The 19,419-nt window shown below is 66.8% G+C and carries 17 protein-coding genes and 1 tRNA gene; 10 read left to right on the top strand and 8 right to left on the bottom strand.

Annotated elements, in window-relative coordinates:
* Window positions 1-43: 43 nt before the first annotated feature.
* Window positions 44-502: a pyridoxamine 5'-phosphate oxidase family protein gene (locus E3T55_RS08730; RefSeq protein ID WP_134519181.1), complete on the top strand. Its 459-nt coding sequence runs from the start codon at window positions 44-46 to the stop codon at window positions 500-502.
* Between the two features lie 65 nt (window positions 503-567).
* Here the strand turns inward: E3T55_RS08730 and E3T55_RS08735 are convergent, their stop codons facing one another.
* From E3T55_RS08735 to E3T55_RS08750, 4 genes are all read right to left on the bottom strand, one after another.
* Window positions 568-1,470: a glycine betaine ABC transporter substrate-binding protein gene (locus E3T55_RS08735; protein WP_134519182.1), complete on the bottom strand. Its 903-nt coding sequence runs from the start codon at window positions 1,468-1,470 to the stop codon at window positions 568-570.
* A 133-nt stretch (window positions 1,471-1,603) separates the two neighbouring features.
* Window positions 1,604-2,515 carry an ABC transporter permease gene (locus E3T55_RS08740; RefSeq protein ID WP_134519183.1) on the bottom strand — a complete coding sequence of 304 codons (912 nt, stop codon included), beginning with the start codon at window positions 2,513-2,515 and terminating at the stop codon, window positions 1,604-1,606.
* The gene (locus E3T55_RS08745) at window positions 2,512-3,750 is read right to left on the bottom strand and encodes a quaternary amine ABC transporter ATP-binding protein (RefSeq protein ID WP_134519321.1); all 1,239 of its coding nucleotides are present in this window, start codon (window positions 3,748-3,750) and stop codon (window positions 2,512-2,514) included. The genes E3T55_RS08740 and E3T55_RS08745 overlap by 4 nt, the downstream gene beginning before the upstream one ends.
* 447 nt (window positions 3,751-4,197) lie before the next feature.
* A complete protein-coding gene (locus tag E3T55_RS08750; protein ID WP_134519184.1) occupies window positions 4,198-5,631 on the bottom strand; it encodes a cation:dicarboxylate symporter family transporter in 1,434 nt (477 codons plus the stop codon).
* A 184-nt stretch (window positions 5,632-5,815) separates the two neighbouring features.
* Here E3T55_RS08750 and E3T55_RS08755 point away from each other — a divergent pair, with 184 nt between their 5' ends.
* Entirely contained in the window at window positions 5,816-7,537 is a 1,722-nt protein-coding gene (locus tag E3T55_RS08755; RefSeq protein WP_134519322.1) for a sensor histidine kinase, read from the top strand.
* Window positions 7,530-8,249 (top strand): response regulator, encoded by a 720-nt coding sequence (locus tag E3T55_RS08760; RefSeq protein WP_134519185.1) that lies wholly within the window; start codon window positions 7,530-7,532, stop codon window positions 8,247-8,249. Before E3T55_RS08755 ends, E3T55_RS08760 begins: the two co-directional genes overlap by 8 nt.
* On the opposite strand, the gene E3T55_RS08765 is transcribed toward E3T55_RS08760, so the two are convergent.
* Together E3T55_RS08765 and E3T55_RS08770 are read right to left on the bottom strand one after the other, a co-directional pair.
* Window positions 8,246-8,635 carry a VOC family protein gene (locus tag E3T55_RS08765; protein WP_134519186.1) on the bottom strand — a complete coding sequence of 130 codons (390 nt, stop codon included), beginning with the start codon at window positions 8,633-8,635 and terminating at the stop codon, window positions 8,246-8,248. The genes E3T55_RS08760 and E3T55_RS08765 overlap by 4 nt on opposite strands.
* 1,012 nt (window positions 8,636-9,647) lie before the next feature.
* A tRNA-Lys gene (locus tag E3T55_RS08770) sits at window positions 9,648-9,723 on the bottom strand.
* Between the two features lie 115 nt (window positions 9,724-9,838).
* Between E3T55_RS08770 and E3T55_RS08775 the strand changes: the two genes are divergently transcribed.
* Complete coding sequence (locus tag E3T55_RS08775) at window positions 9,839-10,687, top strand: inositol monophosphatase family protein (protein WP_241992961.1); 849 nt, start codon at window positions 9,839-9,841, stop codon at window positions 10,685-10,687.
* On the opposite strand, the gene E3T55_RS08780 is transcribed toward E3T55_RS08775, so the two are convergent.
* Window positions 10,684-11,436, bottom strand: a complete 753-nt coding sequence (locus tag E3T55_RS08780) for a trimeric intracellular cation channel family protein (protein WP_241992962.1) — start codon at window positions 11,434-11,436, stop codon at window positions 10,684-10,686. The two genes, E3T55_RS08775 and E3T55_RS08780, sit on opposite strands and share 4 nt — an antisense overlap.
* Window positions 11,437-11,513: 77 nt before the next feature.
* Here E3T55_RS08780 and E3T55_RS08785 point away from each other — a divergent pair, with 77 nt between their 5' ends.
* The 3 genes from E3T55_RS08785 to E3T55_RS08795 all read left to right on the top strand — a co-directional run bounded on the left by E3T55_RS08785 (window position 11,514) and on the right by E3T55_RS08795 (window position 14,325).
* The gene (locus tag E3T55_RS08785; RefSeq protein ID WP_134519188.1) at window positions 11,514-11,960 is read left to right on the top strand and encodes an RrF2 family transcriptional regulator; all 447 of its coding nucleotides are present in this window, start codon (window positions 11,514-11,516) and stop codon (window positions 11,958-11,960) included.
* 108 nt (window positions 11,961-12,068) lie between these two features.
* Entirely contained in the window at window positions 12,069-13,247 is a 1,179-nt protein-coding gene (locus tag E3T55_RS08790) for a globin domain-containing protein (protein WP_134519189.1), read from the top strand.
* A gap of 157 nt (window positions 13,248-13,404) precedes the next feature.
* Window positions 13,405-14,325: a CHAD domain-containing protein gene (locus tag E3T55_RS08795; RefSeq protein WP_134519190.1), complete on the top strand. Its 921-nt coding sequence runs from the start codon at window positions 13,405-13,407 to the stop codon at window positions 14,323-14,325.
* A gap of 70 nt (window positions 14,326-14,395) precedes the next feature.
* On the opposite strand, the gene E3T55_RS08800 is transcribed toward E3T55_RS08795, so the two are convergent.
* On the bottom strand, window positions 14,396-15,388 hold the full coding sequence (locus tag E3T55_RS08800) for a LysR family transcriptional regulator (RefSeq protein WP_134519324.1): 993 nt from the start codon (window positions 15,386-15,388) through the stop codon (window positions 14,396-14,398).
* 141 nt (window positions 15,389-15,529) lie between these two features.
* On the opposite strand from E3T55_RS08800, the gene E3T55_RS08805 reads away from it, so the two are divergent.
* Genes E3T55_RS08805 through E3T55_RS08815 form a run of 3 tightly spaced genes read left to right on the top strand, consistent with a single transcriptional unit; the run spans window position 15,530 to window position 19,417 of the window.
* Window positions 15,530-16,441 (top strand): FAD binding domain-containing protein, encoded by a 912-nt coding sequence (locus E3T55_RS08805; RefSeq protein WP_134519191.1) that lies wholly within the window; start codon window positions 15,530-15,532, stop codon window positions 16,439-16,441.
* Window positions 16,442-16,445: 4 nt separating this feature from the next.
* The gene (locus E3T55_RS08810; protein ID WP_134519192.1) at window positions 16,446-17,027 is read left to right on the top strand and encodes a (2Fe-2S)-binding protein; all 582 of its coding nucleotides are present in this window, start codon (window positions 16,446-16,448) and stop codon (window positions 17,025-17,027) included.
* A complete protein-coding gene (locus tag E3T55_RS08815) occupies window positions 17,024-19,417 on the top strand; it encodes an aerobic carbon-monoxide dehydrogenase large subunit (protein WP_134519193.1) in 2,394 nt (797 codons plus the stop codon). The genes E3T55_RS08810 and E3T55_RS08815 overlap by 4 nt, the downstream gene beginning before the upstream one ends.
* Window positions 19,418-19,419: the final 2 nt, after the last annotated feature.

Genomic DNA, 19,419 nt, shown 5'->3' on the forward strand with positions numbered 1-19,419 from the left:
GTACCCTTTTCAGACTCTGCCCTTTTCGGGGTACGGTGCATCAATGACGACATGGCAACGGGTCGAAGCGGATGCCCCCACCTTCGCCGCCCGGGTACGCGAACGATTCGACGCGGGCACCAACAAGACCATGGCGACGCTGCGCAAAGACGGCGGCCCACGCATCAGCGGCACCGAGCTCGCCTTCGCCGACGGCCGCATCACCCTCGGCATGATGCCGCACTCCCAGAAGCTGCACGACGTTCTGCGGGACCCGCGGGTCGCCATCCACTGCCCGACGCTGGAACCCCCGGCGGGTGACCCTTCGGCCTGGGCGGGAGACGCGAAGATCGCCGGCCGGCTCGTGCCGATCGCGTCGCAGCCGAGCGAACCGCCCGGATCGTCGAGCTTTGAGGTCGAGCTCGACGAGGTCGTGCTCACCTACGTCGACGACAGCAACACGCACCTCGTGGTCGAGTCCTGGCACGCGGGGCGCGGCTGGCAGCAGATCGTGCGCGAGTAGACGCGCTACACACAACGAAGGCCCGCGTCGACTGACGCGGGCCTTCGTTGTGGGTAGGGCCGTGACTAGCTGGTGAGGCCGTCCACGTACTCCTGGTTGTCTTCGATCCACTGCGCGACGATCGGAGCGTAGTCCGAGCCGTCGTAGTCGACGAACATGGCTTCTTCGAGCGTGTACAGGGTCTCGAGCTCCATCTCGAAGCCTTCGATCCAGCCGCTGGCTTCCGGGAAGTTCTCGGAGAAGTCAGCGCTGCCGAAGGAGTGCAGGCTCTCGACGGACTCGAGGGTACCCTCGGGGTCTTCAAGGTTCTTGATCGGGAACGAGCCGTAGGCCCAGTGCGGCTCCCACAGGGTCACGACGACGTTCTCGCCGGCATCCGTTGCGGCCTTGAGTTCGGACAGCATGGCCGCCGTCGACGAGGTCGTGAATTCCATGTCTTCGAGGCCGTAGCTCGGGATCACGCGGTCTTCGGTTGCGGCGGTCAGGCCGGCTCCGGCCTCGATGCCCACGATCTGGTTGCCGAACAGGTCGGCGTTCTCGGCCAGCTCGGCGAGCGAGTCGATCGGAGCATCCGCGTTGACCGCGATGGTGAGCTTGGACTCGTTGTTCCAGGCGCCGAGGTCGGTGATCTCGTCGCCGTACTTTTCAATGTACTCGCCGTGAGTGTCGGGCAGCCAGATGTCCATGGTGAGGTCGTAGTCCGAGGCGGAGAGGCCCTCGTAAACGGCGGCGACGTCGGCGTACTCGAGCTCGACGTTGTAGCCCTTCTCGTCGAGAATGGCCTTCCACAGTTCGGAGACCGCGATGCCTTCGTCCCAGCCGTTGAAGACGGCGAGGGTGACGTTCTTCTGGTCGTCGTTGCCGTTACCGACGGTGTCGACCTCGGTTTCGGCGGCGGGGGCGCAGCCCGCCAGGGCGAGGAGCGAAACCGCTCCCAGGGCGATCAGGGGCGTTGAACGAATTTTCATGTGTCTACCTTTCGTGCCACCCGCTGCGGGTGACTGGGGATTGACTCGTGGTGCGTGCGCCGTTTCCGGGGATCCGGCGCACAGGGAACGGATGCGGGACATCCGTTGGGGGAAGGGGGCTCGGTCTGAAGGATCAGACCAGAGCCGGTGCGGGCGCCGATGTCGGCTGCGCCGCCGAACGGCTCGCCTTGCGGGCGTTCAGCACGCGGCCAATCGGGGTATCGCCGTTGCCGAGCGCCGCCGTGACGCGGTCGAGGAAGATCGCCAGAATTACCACGGCGAAACCGGCCTCGAAGCCGAGGGCAACGTCGAGGCGCGAGAGGCTCGCGACGATCTCGCCGCCGAGGGCGCCCGCGCCGACCATGCCGGCGATGACGACCATCGACAGCGACAGCATGATGACCTGGTTGATGCCGGCCATGATCGTCGGCGTCGCGAGCGGCAACTGAATCTGCCGCAGGATCCGCCACGGGCTGGCGCCGAAGGCCTGGCCGGCCTCGACGACCTCCTTGTCGACCCCGCGGATGCCGAGCTCGGTGAGCCGCACGCCGGGTGCCATGGCGAAGATGATGGTCGCCACGATGCCGGGAACCTCGCCGACCCGAAACAGGATCAGCGCCGGCACCAGGTAGACGAAGGCGGGCATGGTCTGCAAAAAGTCCAGGACCGGTCGAATGATTTGCGAGGCAAGCGACGACTTGGCCGCGAGGATTCCGAGCGGAATGCTGACCGCAATCGCAATGATGCTCGCCACCAGAACCAGGGCGAGGGTGGCCATCGCGTTGTCCCACTGGTCGACGCCGAGAATGAGCCCGAGACCGATCACGGTTCCGACAGCGAATTTCCAGCCGCGCGCGGCGAGTCCGATGGCCGCCGCGATCGCGATGATGACGTAGAACGGCGGTGCGACGAGCACGAAGGCGACGCCCTCGAAGGCGCCGTCGACGATCAGGCGGATGAAGTCAAAGACGAACCCGAAGGTGACCGTGATCCATTCGATGAAGGTTTCGATCCAGGTGCCGAGGGGAATACGGAAGTCGTTCACGCTTCGGCTCCTTCCAGCGCGGTGTCGCGCGGCATTTCGGTATCGCGCAGGATGTCGGTGATGACGTTGACCGAGATGGTCGCCGGCGGGTCGATCACCGGCAGTTCACCGGTACTCGTGGTGACGTTGCCGATGGCGGCCAGCAGGGTGACGCGCGGAATCACGCCGAGCAGGCGGTTTCTCGCGTCGACGACGGCGATTGGCAGATCGCTGCCGACGGAGGGCTCGACGAGGTCGACGAGCGCGGTGTCGGGCGAGACCGTCGTGGCATCGTGGCGAATGATCGTGCGCAGGTCGGTGTCGCCGGCCTTGACCATCTTGAGCACGTCGTGGTCGCGCACGATCCCGGCGAAGCTGCGGTCGCGGTTCAGCACGAAGACGACGGATGTCTGCAGGTCGCGCATCGTGCGCAGCGCGGCCCGGGGGCCGGCCGTCTTGGTGACGACGGCCCGCACCGGTTCCATGACGCTCGTTGCGGTGAGCACGCGGGCCCGGTCGACGTCTTGCACGAACTGGGCGACGTAGTCGTTGGCCGGATCGGTGAGGATCTCTTCCGGCGTGCCGATCTGCACGATGCGGCCGTCTCGCATGACCGCGATGCGGTCACCGAGAAACATGGCCTCGTTGAGGTCATGGGTGATGAAGATGATCGTCTTGCCGAGTGCTTCCTGCAGCTCGATGAGCTGTTCCTGCATCTCGCGGCGAATCAGCGGGTCGAGCGCCGAGAAGGCTTCATCCATCAGCAAGACGTCGGTGTCGGCGGCGAGTGCGCGGCCGAGGCCCACCCGCTGCTGCATGCCGCCGGACAGTTCGGACGGCATGCTGTCGGCCCACCCGGAGAGGCCGACGAGGTCGATGATCGTCTGGGCCCTGGCGAGGCGTTCGGTGCGGCCCATGCCCTGAATTTCGAGGCCATAGGCGACGTTGTCGATCACCGTGCGGTGCGGCAGCAGGGCAAAGTGTTGGAAGACCATGGAGATGCTCTTGCGTCGCACGTCGCGCAGGTCTTTCGCCGAAATGCCGGTGACATCGGTGCCACCGACGGTGACGGTGCCGGAGGTGGTGTCCCACAGGCCGTTCAACATGCGGATCAGGGTCGATTTGCCGGAGCCGGACAGGCCCATGACGACGAAGATCTCGCCTTTTTTCACCTCGAAGGAGGCGTCGATGACGGCGGCGATTCCGAGGTGGGCGACGTCGGACCGGCTCGCGCCGGCGGCGATCTTCTTAACCATCTCGTGAGGTCGGCGGCCGAAGGCCTTGTAGAGGTGGTGGGCCTTGACGGCTATTTCTGGGCTGCTGGCGTCTGGGCTGCTGGAACTTGTGGTGGTAATTTCGCTCACGGGTTTCTGCCTGCACGCCGGCGGGCCGGAAACCGGTCAGCACAGCATGCAATCGCTCGTGGCGGACGGGTAGGCGCTGACCGGCCGCGACGCAGAATCTGCTGGGCTGGAGTGATCATGGGATCACTTCGTCAGGGCCTCACCATACGTAAACGGCTGTTCCATCAATATGGGAGCTACGTGTGCGCGTCCTGGGTGAAGGCTTATAAGACCAGTGTCCATTGTAGCACGTCACGCTTTTGGGGCCTCCGGAGGCGCACACACGAGTGGATGCCGCCCGGGTCAGTACACCGGACGGCATCCACTAGTCGTGCTGAACTGGTCGTGCTGCTGGCGCACCTACACGCCGGCCGGCACCTTCTTCGGGGTGGCCTCGGTGGTGAGTTCGACGCTCGCGTCCGGCGCGGCATCCGCTGCCCCCGGCTCGACAGCGACCGGCTCGGCAGCGACCGGCTCGGCAAAGTGGTGGTGGGCCAGCATGGTGGATTCGTCGAAGGGCTCGAGCTTGTTGAGCACTCGGTCGACCTGGGGCATGTCGATCTCCTTGGTCCACTTGCCGATGATGACCGTGGCGACCGCATTACCGGTGAAGTTGGTCAGCGCGCGGGCCTCGCTCATGAAACGGTCGATGCCCACGATGAAGCCGACACCGTCGACGAGTTGCGGGGCGTGGGCCTGCAGCCCGGCGGCCAGGGTGGCCAGTCCGGCGCCCGAGACTCCGGCGGCTCCCTTGGAGGCGATGATCATGAAGACCAGCAGGCCGATCTGCTCCGGCAGGCTGAGCGGCTGGCCGAGCGCCGTCGCGATGAACAGTGAGGCCATGGTCAGGTAGATCGCGGTGCCGTCGAGGTTGAACGAGTACCCGGTCGGAACCGTGATCCCCACGACCGGCTTCGAGACCCCGAGGTGTTCCATCTTCGCGATCAGGCGCGGCAGTGCCGCTTCGGACGAGCTCGTCGAGAAGATCAGCAGGTACTCACGGGCGAGGTAGCGCATGAGCTTGAAGATGTTCACACCGGTGACGATCTTGAGCATGCCGCCGAGGATCACCACGATGAACAGGATGCAGGTGATGTAGAACGCGATCATGAGCGTGAACAGGCTCACGATGGCCTGAAAGCCGGTCGCACCGACGACCGCGGCGATGGCGCCGAAGGCTCCGATCGGGGCCAGCCACATGATCATGATCAGGATGCGGAAGACGAGCGCCTGCAGGTGGGCGATGCCGCGCAGAATCGGCAGGCCGGCCGGACCCATCTTCTGCAGGGCGAAGCCGGCGATCAGGGCTACGAACAGGGTCTGCAGAATGTTGCCCGCGGTCAGGGCCGAGACCAGCGTGGTCGGGATGATGCCGAGCAGAAAGCCCTCGGTGTCAGACGCTTCGGGTGCGGCGTAGGTCGCGCCCTGGATGTTGAGGCCCTCACCGGGGTGGATCAGGTTACCGACGACCAGGCCGATGCCCAGCGCGAAGGTCGACATGACGATGAAGTAGCCGAGCGCGAGCCCGCCGACCTTGCCGACAGTGGCGGCTTTGGCGATCGAGCCGATGCCGAGAATGATCGTGCAGAAGATGATCGGCGAGATCATCATTCTGATGAGTGCGATGAATGCGTCGCCGAGCGGCTTGAGGCCGACCGCGAAGCCTTCGGGGCCACCCCAGATCAGGCCGACCGCGATTCCGAGGACCACGGCCACGATGACCGCCATGTACAGAAAGTGTGACGAATCGAGGCGCTTGCGCGGTTTCTTGCCGGCGGTTACTGACGATGCCATGGCAGACTCCTTTGTCTAGGCTTGAGGGAGTCCCGGGCGGGATTCACCACTGAATAGGTACTGAATAAGTACTGGGTAACGACGTGCTGCTGAGTTATACAGTGGTGGAGGCGGCGGCATCCGTCACGGTTGCGGTCGTATTGGTCACAGCCGACGAAACTGAAGCACGGGCAAAAGGAGCATGGTGGGTCACGGCTGGAGCATCGCGCGCCGCCTGTTCTGGGCACACGCCCTCTTCATCGTGGTGCTCACGGCCTTCGTCGGCACCGCCGCCTTCATCGATGCCCGTGACCGCGGCTTCGATGACGCCGAGAACCGCATGCTCGCGATCGCGACCTCGATTGCCGACAGCCCGCTCACCATCGCCGCCAGCCAGACGAATGTTCCGAGCCTCACCTTGCAGCCCTACGCCCGCGAGGTCACCCGCGACGCCGGGCTCGACTTCATTACGATCATGGCGCCGGACCGTACCCGGTGGACCCACCCGACGGCATCCGAAATCGGCAAGCCGTACATCGGGGCAATCGACACCGCCCTCGCCGGAACTCCCCTGACCGAGATCAGCACGGGCACGCTCGGGCCGTCGGTGCGAGCGGTAGTGCCGATCGTCGACGGTGACGGCGTCGTTCTCGGCCTGGTCGCGGCCGGCACGACCACGAGCAGCGTGACCATCGCCCTGAACGCCCGACTGCCGGCCGTGCTCGGCCTGTCGCTCGCCCTGCTCGCGGCCGGGTCGATCGTGTCACTGCTGCTCGGACGCTACCTGCGCCGCGTCACCCTCGGCTGGGGGCCGGAGCAGCTCGCCCAGCTCTTCGTCTACTACGACTCCGTGCTGCACTCGGTGCGCGAGGGGCTCGTACTCGTCGATCCGAAGGGCACCCTGTTGCTGTACAACGACCAGGCCGCACGGCTGCTCGGCATCGCACCGCGCACCCCCTCTGCCGGCATTCCCGCCGATCTGCCACGTCTCGGCCTGCCACCCAGCCTTGACGAGCTGCTGCGCAGCGGTCGCCCCGCCCACGATGAAATCCATCTGACCGCGACCCGCGTTCTCGTCGTCAGCCAGAAACGGGCCGAGACCTCGGGTCGCAGCGGCTGGGCGTCGGGCTGGGCCTCGGGCTGGGCGAAGCGGATGCGCCGGGCCCCGGCCCCCATGGGTCGGGTGGTCACGATCCGCGACCACACCGACCTGCAATCACTCGGCAGCGAACTGCAGTCGATGCGCACCCTGTCTGACGCGCTTCGCGCCCAGACCCACGAGCATTCGAACCGGCTGCACACGATCGTGTCTCTCATGGAACTCGGCCGCACCGATGAGGCCCTCGCCTTTGCCACCCAGGACCTCGAGCTCAGCCAGCAGCTGACCGACGAGTTGCTCAGCTCGGTCGATGAACCGGTGATCAGCGCGCTCATGATGGGCAAGGCCGCGCAGGCCAACGAGCTCGGTATCGCCCTCGCCGTGACCGCGTCGGGCAACCTCACCGATTCGGGGCTCTCGGTGCAGGACCTCGTGACCGTGCTCGGAAATCTGGTCGACAACGCGCTCGACGCCGCGGCATCCGCCCCGGCGTTGTCTTCGGCATCGCTGCCCCGCCGCGTCGATGTCCGAGTCGGTGAAACCGAGGGCGCCGTGGTCATTGAGGTTGCCGACAGCGGGCCGGGCGTCGACCCGCAGGAGGCGCAGAATATTCTGCGACTGGGCTTCAGCACCAAGCAAGCCGGGAGTTACGGACGCGGTCTCGGCCTGGCACTCGTGCGACAGGCCGTGCTCAGGCTCGGCGGCACGCTCACCATCGGCCGCGGCAGGGCAGCGGGCCTCGGCGGTGCCGTGTTCACCGTGACGATCCCGGCCGCGCCCCACATCACCGCCCCGGTGCCCGTTCCCCAGGAAGCACCGCATGTCTGATCTGACCGCACCGACTCCCAACCTGATCCGCGTGCTCGTCGTCGAAGACGAGCCGCTCGCCGCGGAGGCCCACGCCGCCTACATCGGGCGGCTCCCCGGATTCGTACTCGCCGGATCCGCCGCCACCGGCCAGTCGGCGCTGCGCCAGCTCGCCGCGGCTTCGACCGCCGCCACCCCCATCGACCTCGTACTCATGGACATGAACCTGCCCGATCAGCACGGACTTGACGTGAGCCGACGGATGCGCGCGGCCGGCCTGACCACGGACATCATCGCCATCACCGCGGTGCGCGAACTCGACAATGTGCGCAATGCCATTGCCGCGGGTGTCGTGCAGTACCTCATCAAGCCCTTCACCTACGCGACGTTTGCGAAGAAGCTCACGAGCTACCGCGAGTTTCGAACCCAGTTGAACGCACACACCACGGTCGCCAACCAGTCAGAGGTTGATCGAGCCTTCGCGAGCCTGCGCTCCCCCGCAGACGCGTCCCGCCCCAAGGGGCTCGCCGACGACACGCTCGCCGCGGTGGTCGCCTTTCTGCAGCAACAGACCGTGCCGTTGTCAGCCACGGAGATCACCGACCAGCTCGGCATGTCCCGGGTCACGGCCCGCCGCTACCTCGAGTACCTCGCCGATTCGGGCAGCGTGCTGCGCTCCCCGCGCTACGGCACCCCCGGCCGCCCCGAGAACGAGTACCGCTGGCGCGCCTAGCTGGCCTGCTGGATGATCTGGATCAGGTTGCCACAGGTGTCGTCGAGCACCGCGATGGTCACCGGCCCCATGGTGGTGGGCTGCTGGGTGAACCGAACGCCGAGGCCGACCAGGCGCTCATACTCGGCGGCGACATCGTCGACGGCAAACTGGGTAAAGGGAATGCCGTCGGCGACGAGGGCATCCTTGAACGGCTTCGCCGCTGGGTGACTGCTGGGTTCGAGCAGCAGCTCGGTGCCGTCCGGGTCCTGCGGCGAGACCACGGTCAGCCACCGGTCCGCGCCGAGCGGCACATCGTGCTTGGTCACGAAGCCCAACACCTCGGTGTAGAAGCGGTGCGCCTTCTCTTGATCGTCAACGAGCACGCTCGTGATGCTGATTCTCATGGGACCTCTTCCGTTCTTTGGACCTTCTCGCGGTTGTGTACCCATTTTTGCAGGGTCGACCGCGCCCTGTGGGCTCGGTTGAGATCAGTGCAATCAGACAGGTCAGACAGGTCCATTCGGTCCGTCGGATCTAGGGTGGTGCGCGAGTCCTGGGCTCGGAGCAGGAACCAAGGGCGCTTGGGATGTGCTCACGGCCGGGCCGGAGCGTCGGCTCGCCGACCGCGACAGACGGGTTGGCTCGCGGGATCGCGCGCACGAGGTGTCACAGATTGCCCATGGCTCCCGTGAGGTGTCACAGGTTGTCCCGTGCAGGTTGCCCCGTGCAGGTTGCCCCGTGAAGGGCAATCGAGTTCACGGGGCCACTGTCGGCGTCTCACGGCGGGCCGCCGCCGCTCAAGGGGCCATTGTTGGCTTTTCGCGAACGAAACGCCAAAAAACGCCCCATGGAGCACCCCTCCCCTCCGCGAGAAGCCAAAATATGCCCCTTGGATCGAGTTCAAGGGGCATATTTTGGCGTCTCACGGCGGGCCGCCGCCGCTCAAGGGGCCATTGTTGGCTTTTCGCGAGCGAAACGCCAAAAAATGCCCCATGGAGCAGCCCGACGGCCCCCGCCCAGCCCCAGAGTCCCGCTCACGGGGCCAGCTGTGACACTTCGCGGCACGAGTCTCGTCATGACCTGCCCGTGCGCCTAAAAACTGCTCGTGCGCTTGGCCGGCCAGGCGCACGAGCAGTTTTGGGGCGCCTGGGCCCGCGAGCACGCCCGTATCGGTCGCATGAGTAGGTTTCGAGCGCACCACACCATGCATATCTGTGGCGCACCGGCACATGTGTGGCGCACCGGCACATGTGTGGCACACCAGCAGCTTTGAGGGGCACGACCGGAGGAGCGTGTGCCTTTCGGGCGAACGAGCTCTGCTTCGAGCGCAGAACGCCGTCGGCTCGGGCGCGGCCCAGGCGCGCGGGCACGAAAAAGCCCCGCTTCATCGACTGCATGCCGATGAAGCGGGGCTGGTGGTGCACCCCCCCGGACTTGAACCGGGAACCCACTGATTAAGAGTCAGTTGCTCTGCCAATTGAGCTAGAGGTGCATGTGAGGCAGCGGTTCAACCCGCGGCAACGTGTAACCCTAACACTCAAAATGCCTTCAATGCGAATCGAGCCGCGAGTGCGGCGTGGGGGCCTGTCATTACTATCCTTGGAAGCGTGACCGAGCCCCTCCCGCACCCCCCGATTCCCCCGACCACCGCCACCGATATTGCTGCTGATCTGCTCCTCGCCCTCGAGCTCGCCGACGCGGCCGACGCCATCTCGCGGGCCAGGTTCACCGCACTCGACCTCGTCGTGACAACGAAACCCGATCGCACCCCGGTGACGGATGCCGACCAGGCCGTTGAGCTGGCCATCCGTCGGCTGCTCGCCGAACGGCGCCCGACCGACGGGATCCTCGGTGAGGAGTTCGGCACCGAGGGGTCGACGGTACGGCAGTGGATCATCGACCCGATTGACGGCACCGCCGGGTTTCTGCGCGGAATCTCGATCTGGGCGACCCTGATCGCCCTCGCGGTCGACGGCGTTCCCGTCGTGGGGGTCGTGAGCGCGCCCGCCCTCGGCAAGCGCTGGTGGGCATCCGTCGAAGCGGGCGCCTGGTCGAGCGATGAACGCACGCCGCATGCCGATCCCACTCGCCTGCAGGTTTCGGCCGTCGCCGACCTCGCCGACGCGTCGCTCAGCTACAACAGCATCCAACAGTGGGACCAGACCGGCCACCTCGACGAACTCATCTCGCTGTCCCGCCGGGTGTGGCGCACCCGCGCCTACGGCGACATGTGGTCATACATGCTGCTCGCCGAGGGACACCTCGACATCGTCGCCGAATTCGATCTGCAGCCCTACGACATGGGCGCACTGATTCCGATCGTGCAGGAGGCCGGCGGCGTGTTCACCTCGATCGACGGGCGGCCGGGCCCGTGGCACGGCAACGCCCTCGCGACCAACGGCCACCTGCACGCGGTCACGCTCGACGCGCTCGCCCCGGCAGTCCCCGCGGGCTAAACCTCGTCGAGCGGGGCGGCGTCGGCGTCGGCGTCACCGCGGGCGCGGCGTCGCCGCTCCCGCCACGCCCGTGGGTGCAGCAGCAGGATCGGCTTCGGAATGCGCAGCGCATACCCGGTCGGCAGTATCCAGCCGTACCGCTTGGCGAGCAGCGACAGCGCGGCGCCGCTCAGAATTGCGACGAACGACCCGATGACGACGAATCCCAGGGTGCTGAGAATCCACATCAGGCTGCTCGCGAGCACCGCACTCGTGGCGTAGAGGGTATTGCCGCCGAAGATCGTCGGCACCTTGAGCAGCATGATGTCCCGCACCATGCCGCCGCCGACCGCGGTGATGATGCCGAGCAAAATGGCCGGCATCCAGCCGAGTCCCGCGTCGAGGGCGCGCTGCACCCCGACCGATGACCAACAGCCCACGGCGAGGGCATCAAGCAGCAGCAGCACGCGCCGCGACCAGCGCCCATTGAACGTCACGAAGTAGGCGATCACACCGCCGAGCACCGCCGTCATCAGGTAGGCCGGATCGCTGAGCGCCACCGGCATCCCCTGCTGCAGCAGCGTGTCGCGAATGATGCCGCCGCCGAGACCGGACATGATGGCCAGAACCACGAAGCCCACGATGTCGAGGCGGGCGGTGCGCGCGGCGACGCCACCCAAAATAGCGTTGGCGAGAACCCCGGCCAGGTCGACGGAAAGGATCACGTCGTTCAGGGCTGCGGTGTCCAGGGTGAAAGCTGCAGGTATCACTTGCCCCATTGTCGCGCACATCGCCCCGCCCACGTGCGCCGGTGACGCCCCGCGACGCACGGTTCTAGGCTGGACCCATGAGAATCACCGCGTTTTCCGACGTCTGCCTGCGGGTGGTCATGCTGCTCGCGGCCGCACCGCAACCCGGGCTTCTGACGGCACGGGTTGTCGCCGATGGCGTCGGCACTCCGTACAACCACGTGAGCAAGGCCATCATTCGACTGCGTGAACTGGGTCTCGTCGATGTCGTACGCGGCCGCGCCGGTGGCGTCAGCGTCAGCGAGGCCGGCCGCACCGTGACGGTCGGCTGGCTGTTGCGCCGCCTCGATACCAGAACGGATGTCGCCGCCTGCGACTCCCCGAACGGCCCCTGCCCCCTGCTGGCCGGCTGCGGACTGCGCGGTGCTCTCAGCCGCGCCCGCGAAGCCTTCTACGCCGAGCTCGACGGCCTCGTGATTTCTTCACTCCCGCACAGCCGGGTTTCCGGACCGGTGCTCGTCGGCCTCAGCGCCGGACCGGTCTGAGCGTCAGCCCAGCAGGCAATTTCTACAGAATGTAGAAGAACTGCCTTAATCTGGCATTTTTGATGCTACTTTTGTTGAGTACGCATTATTCCGACAGAAGGAGAAAGCATGCTTTCGGCTAAATCCACACCGATCATCGAAGCGACACTGCCGACGGTTGGTGAGCGGATGCCAGCCATCGCGCGCAACTTCTACGGCCGGATGCTCGGGGAAAACCCGGAGTTCTACGACGGCATGTTCAGCCGCTCGAACCAGAAGAGCGGCGCGCAGCAGCAGGCTCTCGCCGCCAGCGTCGCGCACTTCGCCACCCACCTCCTGGCGCACCCCGGCACCACGCCGGAGCAGCTGCTCAGCCGTATCGCCCACAAGCACATCTCCCTCGGCATCCGTCCCGAGCAGTACGACATCGTCTACAAGTACCTTTTTCAGGGCATCGCCGACGAACTCAGCGACGTCATCACCGCCGAGATCGCCGAAGCCTGGACCGAGGTCTACTGGCTCATGGCGCACGCCCTGATCAAGCTCGAAAACGGGCTGTATGCGGGACTGGCCAGCGACAAGGCCCTCGCCCCCTGGACCGTGACCGGCAAGGTCGCCGCCGGCACCGACGCCGTGACCTTCACCCTCGTGCCCGGCGATGACACCCCCGTCTCCAAGTCCCTCCCCGGCCAGTACGTCGGCGTGTCCGTCGTCATGCCCGACGGCATCACGCAGGTTCGGCAGTATTCCCTGTCAGCCGGTACCGGAACCGACGTGCGCGTGTTCACTACCAAGCTCGACACGGCCGGCGAGGTCTCCCCGGCGCTGCACCGCGACGTGCAGGTCGGCGACACCCTGATTCTGTCCCACCCCTGCGGCGACGTAACGCTTGCCGACGGTGATGGCCCGCTCATCCTGGCCTCGGCCGGAATCGGCTGCACCCCGAGCGCCTCGATCCTGCGGGCGCTGTCGGACAACGACTCCAAGCGCAAGGTGACCGTGCTGCACGCCGAGAGCACGCTCGACCGCTGGGCCATGCGCGAGCAGATGAACGACGACGTCGAGCACCTCGACTTCGCCGCCCTCGAACTCTGGCTGGAAAACCCCGTGGCCGGAGCCGACGATGGCGCCCACCTGGGTTACATGTCCCTCGACAACGTGACCATTCCGACGGATGCCACGGTCTACCTCTGCGGTCCGCTGCCCTTCATGCGCGCCATCCGCACGCAGGCGCTCGAATCCGGCGTGCCGGCCGCGAACATCCACTACGAGGTCTTCGGCCCCGACCTGTGGCTCGCTTCCGCCTAACCGTCATCACCCCGGGCTCACACCCGGAACATCGGTGCCGCCCGCCACGCCTCCACGTGGTGAGCGGCACCGGCGTCGTTTTACCGGCGTCGTTTTACCGGCGTCGTTTTACCGGCGTCGTTTTACCGGCGTCGTTTCACTTGGTTAAGATGCAGCTATGACTACAGGCGATTATGCACCAGCCGCCGCTGACCCCCGCACGCTCGCCCCCAAGGGCTCGGCAGGCCGGGCGCTTCTGCGGTACCTGCAGGAACAGGTGCAGGTGCTGCGCGAGCAGGATCCCCGGGTGCGCGAGAACGCCCCCGACGCCGTGCACAAGATGCGCACGGCAACCCGGCGACTGCGATCCGCGCTCGCGAGCTATCGGGCGCTGCTGAACCCCGCGACGGCCGATCAGCTTCGCGGCGAACTCCGCTGGCTGGCCGGCGTGCTCGGAATCGCCCGCGATGCCGAGGTGCTGCACGAGCGTCTGCGCGGTGAAGTCACCGACGAGGCCGCCGCACTCGGCATCGAGCCGAGCATCAACGCGATCGATGAGCTCCTGGGCTCCGATGTGCACACCGCTCAGCTGACCGTGCTCGACGTTCTGCAATCCGACCGCTACTTTCAGCTGGTGGCCGCCCTCGAGCAACTGCTCGCGAATCCGCCGCTCAGTGCCGATGCACGCCAGCCCGCGCGCCGGGTCGCGCAGAGCGAGATCGACGCGGATGTGAAGCGCCTGCGCCGGGCGGTGAGGGTTGCGGGGGCACTGCCCGACGGTGCCGCTCGTGATCACGCCCTGCACGAGGTGCGCAAACGCGCCAAGCGACTGCGGTACGCCGCCGAGGCCGCGGTCACGGTCGACCCACGGCGAGCGACCCGCATGGTCGCGCTCGCCCAGAGCCTGCAGGAGGCGCTGGGCGAGCATCAGGACAGCGTCGTCGCCCGCGACGTGCTGCTGCGGCTCGCAAACGAGGCGCACGCTCGCGGCGAGGACGCGTTCGGTTTCGGCCGACTGCACGCCCTCGAAGAGGTGCGCGCACGCGCAGCCGAGGCGCGCTTTCGCCGAGACTGGCGCACGCTGCTGCGCGCCCTCTGACCGGGCACTCTGACCGGGCACTCTGACCGGGCACTCTGACCGGGTCAAGCCGACCGGAACTGAAGCAGCGTCACGAGCTTGCGCTCCAGAGGCCCACATGCACCGGCGAACCACGGCGCACGACGGCCGGTGATGCGCCGGTCGCGAGCATCGCGGCCGTCGCCTCGATGCTCGTGACAAAGCTCTGCAGCGCGCGGGCGGCAGCGGATGCCCGGCTGGGGTCGAGGGTGCTCGCGCACCACAGCCCCGAGATCGGTGTTCCCGCCACGGGCAGGCGCTCGAGCGTACCGGCGTCGATCTCGCCCCGCACGACATGACCCAGGGCGAGCATCACGCCCTCGCCGCGGCGCACCGCGCTGAGGCCCTCGGCCTCGCTCGCCCGCTCGAGCACATCGGGCAGACCCGAGAGGGTGCCGAGCCACCTGTCCTCTTCGCTGAGTTGCTCCACCCCGGCCGGGCCGGCAAACCAGGGATAGACCAGCAGCTGGTCGGCCGAAATCAGACTCCCGGGGTGCGCCCGGTGATACCGACTGAGCGGATGCTCGCGAGCGGCCACCAGAATGCGCTGGTAACGCAGAAAGGGTACGACTTTCGCGTGCGGGCCGGCCGCTACCGGTCGTGCCCCGAGGGCAATGTCGCAGGAGTGGTCGACGAGCCGTGCACCCACGCTCGAGGCCGGTCCCACGCACACGTCGACTTCGCCGGCGGCGCCGGGCAGCCGAGCCGTAAACGCGTCAAACAGCCGGGGCGCCGCGTGCTCGGCGAACGCGGCCGTGACGAGAACCCGCAACCCTCCGGTCGAGCTGGCCGCGTGGGCGACCTCCCAGTGGATCTTGTCGGCCAGTCCCACCATTTCCTGAGCGTGTTCGGCGAGCGCCACGCCGCCGGGGGTCAACGCGATCCCGCCACCCGAGCGTAGGTAGAGCCGGTCGCCGAGGTCACGGCGCAGGGCCGCGAGCGCCGATGAGACCGCCGGTTCGCTGATGCCGAGGGCAGTCGCGGCGGCACGAAGCGAGCCCAATTGGGCGACGAGGGCGAAAGCCCGCAGCTGGCTCAGCGTCATCGACAAGCTCATAACCTTTCGCTTATCTCGATGTTGACACCGAGTCGGGTTGAGAGCAAGATGTGGCTCGTTCCGGTCTTCCGGTCTTCCGGTCCGTGACTTTCCGATCTTCAGATACACCTCAACGATGAGGAGTGAACTGTGCAGATACCGGCACCCTTCGACTATGCGCGCGCCAGCACCGTCGACAATGCCCTCGCTCTTCTTGAGCGACACGGACCAGAATCGCGCATCCTCGCCGGCGGGCACAGCCTGCTGCCGATGATGAAGCTGCGGCTGGCCCGCCCCGAATGGCTCATCGATATCAACGACCTCTTCGAGCTGGACTTCATCGTTCGGGGCGCCGACGCCCAGGGCGCAGACACCCTGCGCATCGGAGCCCTGACCCGGCACACGACACTGCTCGAGTCCGACCAGGTTCACGCGCTGTTCCCCATCATCACCGACGCCGAAAAGGTAATCGCCGACCCCATCGTGCGTAACCGCGGCACGATCGGCGGGTCGCTCTGCCAGGCCGATCCGGCCGAGGACCTCTCCACGGTCTGTGAGGTACTCGGTGCCGTGGCCGTCATTCGGGGCTCCGGCGGGGAACGCCTGCTGTCGATGGCCGAGTTTCACCGCGGGCCCTACGAAACCGCCGTCGCCCACAACGAGATCCTGTGTGAGCTGCGCTTTGCCGTGCGGGCCCGCACCGGAAGCGCCTACGAAAAGGTCGAGCGTCGGGTCGGCGACTGGGCCGTCGCCGCGGCCGGGGCCTCGGTGACGCTCGCGGCCGACGGCACCATCGAGGCCGCCACGATCGGCCTGACCGCCGTCGGGCAGACCGGCACCGTCGGCGCCGCCGCCGACGCTCTGCTGGGGCAGCTCCCGACCGAAGCCCTGTTCATCGAGGCCGGGCGCCTCGCATCCGTCGCCTGTGACCCGATCGCCGACCAGCGCGGCCCCGTCGACTACAAGCGCCACCTCGCCGACGAGCTCACCCGCCGAGTGCTGCGCCGGGCGACAGAGCGCGCCCATGCAAGCGCCACCTCGACCGCCACCCAGGAAGGCTGACACCATGCAGGTCACCATGACGGTGAACGGCACCGACATCACCGAAGAGATCGAACCGCGCGTGCTGCTCGTGCACTTCATTCGCGACGTGCTGAGACTGACCGGTACCCACTGGGGCTGCGATACCTCCAACTGCGGCACCTGCGTGGTGCTCATGGACGGCCAACCCGTCAAAAGTTGCACGGTGCTCGCGGCCATGGCCGACGGGCATGCCATCACCACGGTCGAGGGCCTCGCAACCGGCGCTGTGCTCGACCCCGTCCAGCAGGGCTTCATGGAGGAGCACGGCCTGCAGTGCGGATTCTGCACCCCCGGAATGATGCTCACCGCACGGGCCCTGCTCGATCACAATCCGCACCCAGACGACACCGAGATTCGCCAGGCGATCTCCGGTCAGATCTGTCGCTGCACGGGTTATGCCACCATCGTTCGGTCGATCAAGTGGGCCGCCGAGCATCCCGCGGCGGCCGAGCACGGCGACACCGTGCAGTCTGACACCGCGCAGTCCGACACCGGGCAGTCCCACAACACCGCGCAGTCCAGCAACACCGCGCAGTCCCAGAGCGCAGACGAGGTGCACGCATGACCCTCATCGAAGACCACCCGGCCAACCCGGCGGCCGGTGACGAAAGCCGGCCGATCGGCTACGGTCGACTGCAGCGCAAAGAGGACCCCCGCTTCGTGCGCGGCAAGGGCCACTACGTCGATGACATCGTGCTGCCCGGCATGCTGCACGGAGCCATTCTGCGAGCACCCGTGGCCCACGCCCGACTCGTGTCGATCGACACCAGCGAGGCCCTCGCCCACCCGCACGTGCACGCCGTCATCACCGGAACCGACCTGCAGGCCCTCGGCCTGGCATGGGCACCGACCCTGTCGATGGACGTGCAGGCCGTGCTCGTGACCGACAAAGTGCGCTTTCAGGGCCAGGAGGTCGCCTTCGTCGTCGCAGATGACCGCTACGCCGCCCGCGACGCGCTCGAACTGATCCGCGTCGAGTATGAGGTGCTGCCCCCGGTGATGGATGCCCGCACCGCCCTCGCTGCGGATGCCCCGGTCATTCGCGACGATCTGGAGGGGCGCACCGACAACCACATCTTCGATTGGGAGGCGGGCGACGCGGCCGAGACCGATGCGGTCTTCGCGTCAGCGGATGTGGTCGTCAGCCAGGAAATCGTCTACCCCAGGGTGCACCCGGCGCCGATGGAAACCTGTGGCGCCGTCGCCGACTTCGATGCCGTCGACGGCCGCCTCACGCTCTACGAGACGACGCAGGCCCCGCACGCCCACCGCACCCTGTTCGCCATGGTCGCCGGCATCCCCGAACACAAGATTCGGGTGGTCTCCCCCGACATCGGCGGCGGTTTTGGAAACAAGGTCGGCATCTACCCGGGGTACATCCTCGCGGTCGTCGGCTCGATCGTCACCGGCAAACCGGTCAAGTGGGTCGAAGACCGCTCCGAGAACCTCATGTCCACCTCGTTCGCTCGGGATTACATCATGCAGGGCGAGATTGCCGCCACGAAGGACGGCACGATTCTCGGCCTGCGCACGACCGTGCTCGCCGACCACGGCGCCTTCAATGCGACCGCGCAGCCCACCAAGTACCCGGCCGGCTTCTTCCACATCTTCACCGGCAGTTACGACCTCAAGGCCGCACACTGCAAGGTGACCGGCGTCTACACGAACAAGGCCCCGGGTGGCGTCGCCTATGCGTGCTCATTCCGGGTGACGGAGGCCGTGTACCTCGTCGAGCGGATGGTCGACATCCTCGCCGCGAAACTGGGCATGGACCCGGCGGAGCTGCGCCTGAAGAACTTCATCAAGCCCGAACAGTTTCCCTACGCGAACAAGACCGGGTGGGAGTACGACTCGGGCAACTACGAACCCACCATGCGTCTGTCGATGCAGATGGCGGGCTACGACGAGCTGCGCCGAGAACAGAAGGAGAAGCGCGAACGCGGCGAGCTCATGGGCATCGGCATCTCGTTCTTCACCGAGACGGTTGGCGCCGGGCCCCGTAAACACATGGACATTCTCGGCCTCGGCATGAATGACGGTGCCGAGTTACGCGTGCACCCCACCGGCAAGGCGGTGGTGCGCATCTCGGTGCAGAGCCAGGGCCAGGGTCACGAGACGACGTTCGCCCAGATCGTGGCCGAGGAGCTCGGCATCCCGCCGGAGGACATCGACGTCGTGCACGGCGACACGGACCAGACCCCGTTCGGCCTGGGCACCTACGGTAGTCGCTCGACGCCCGTGAGCGGCGGCGCCGTGGCGCTCGTGGCCCGCAAGGTGCGCGAGAAGGCGAAGTTCATTGCCGCGGCGATGCTCGAAACCCGCCCGGAAGACCTTGAGTGGGAGAAGGGCCGCTGGTTTGTCAAGGGCGACCCGAGCGTGGGCAAGACCATCGCGGAGATCGCGATGGGTGCCCACGGCACGGTCGCCCTGCCGGAGGGCATCGACGGCAACCTCGACGCCGAGGTCACCTACGATCCGCCGAACCTCACGTTTCCGTTCGGCGCCTACATCTGCGTCGTCGACATCGATCCCGGCACCGGGCGCGTTGTGGTGCGCCGCTTCATCGCGGTCGATGATTGCGGCACCCGCATCAACCCGATGATCATCGAGGGGCAGGTGCACGGCGGCCTGACGGATGGCGTGGGCATGGCCCTGATGGAGATCATCGAATTCGACAAGGAGGGTAACTGCCTGGGTGGATCGTTCATGGACTACCTCATCCCCACCGCGATGGAGGTTCCCGACTGGGAGACCGGCTACACGGTGACCCCCTCACCGCACCACCCGATCGGTGCGAAGGGCATCGGAGAATCCGCCACGGTCGGTTCCCCGCCGGCCATCGTCAATGCGGTCGTCGATGCGCTCGCCCCCTACGGGATCACCCATATGGACATGCCGTGCACGCCCGCCCGGGTCTGGGAGGCCATGCAGGGTCGCCCGCGCCCGCCCATTTAGGC

The sequence above is a fragment of the Cryobacterium frigoriphilum genome, from assembly GCF_004403305.1.
GTDB lineage: Bacteria > Actinomycetota > Actinomycetes > Actinomycetales > Microbacteriaceae > Cryobacterium > Cryobacterium frigoriphilum.

Bases quoted from the DNA above. Each gene is read 5' to 3' on its own strand.
- E3T55_RS08730 (WP_134519181.1), top strand. From the start codon at position 44: ATGACGACATGGCAACGGGTCGAAGCGGATGCCCCCACCTTCGCCGCC.
- E3T55_RS08735 (WP_134519182.1), bottom strand. From the start codon at position 1,470: ATGAAAATTCGTTCAACGCCCCTGATCGCCCTGGGAGCGGTTTCGCTC.
- E3T55_RS08745 (WP_134519321.1), bottom strand. From the start codon at position 3,750: ATGGTTAAGAAGATCGCCGCCGGCGCGAGCCGGTCCGACGTCGCCCAC.
- E3T55_RS08750 (WP_134519184.1), bottom strand. From the start codon at position 5,631: ATGGCATCGTCAGTAACCGCCGGCAAGAAACCGCGCAAGCGCCTCGAT.
- E3T55_RS08760 (WP_134519185.1), top strand. From the start codon at position 7,530: ATGTCTGATCTGACCGCACCGACTCCCAACCTGATCCGCGTGCTCGTC.
- E3T55_RS08765 (WP_134519186.1), bottom strand. From the start codon at position 8,635: ATGAGAATCAGCATCACGAGCGTGCTCGTTGACGATCAAGAGAAGGCG.
- E3T55_RS08785 (WP_134519188.1), top strand. From the start codon at position 11,514: ATGAGAATCACCGCGTTTTCCGACGTCTGCCTGCGGGTGGTCATGCTG.
- E3T55_RS08790 (WP_134519189.1), top strand. From the start codon at position 12,069: ATGCTTTCGGCTAAATCCACACCGATCATCGAAGCGACACTGCCGACG.
- E3T55_RS08795 (WP_134519190.1), top strand. From the start codon at position 13,405: ATGACTACAGGCGATTATGCACCAGCCGCCGCTGACCCCCGCACGCTC.
- E3T55_RS08800 (WP_134519324.1), bottom strand. From the start codon at position 15,388: ATGACGCTGAGCCAGCTGCGGGCTTTCGCCCTCGTCGCCCAATTGGGC.
- E3T55_RS08810 (WP_134519192.1), top strand. From the start codon at position 16,446: ATGCAGGTCACCATGACGGTGAACGGCACCGACATCACCGAAGAGATC.
- E3T55_RS08815 (WP_134519193.1), top strand. From the start codon at position 17,024: ATGACCCTCATCGAAGACCACCCGGCCAACCCGGCGGCCGGTGACGAA.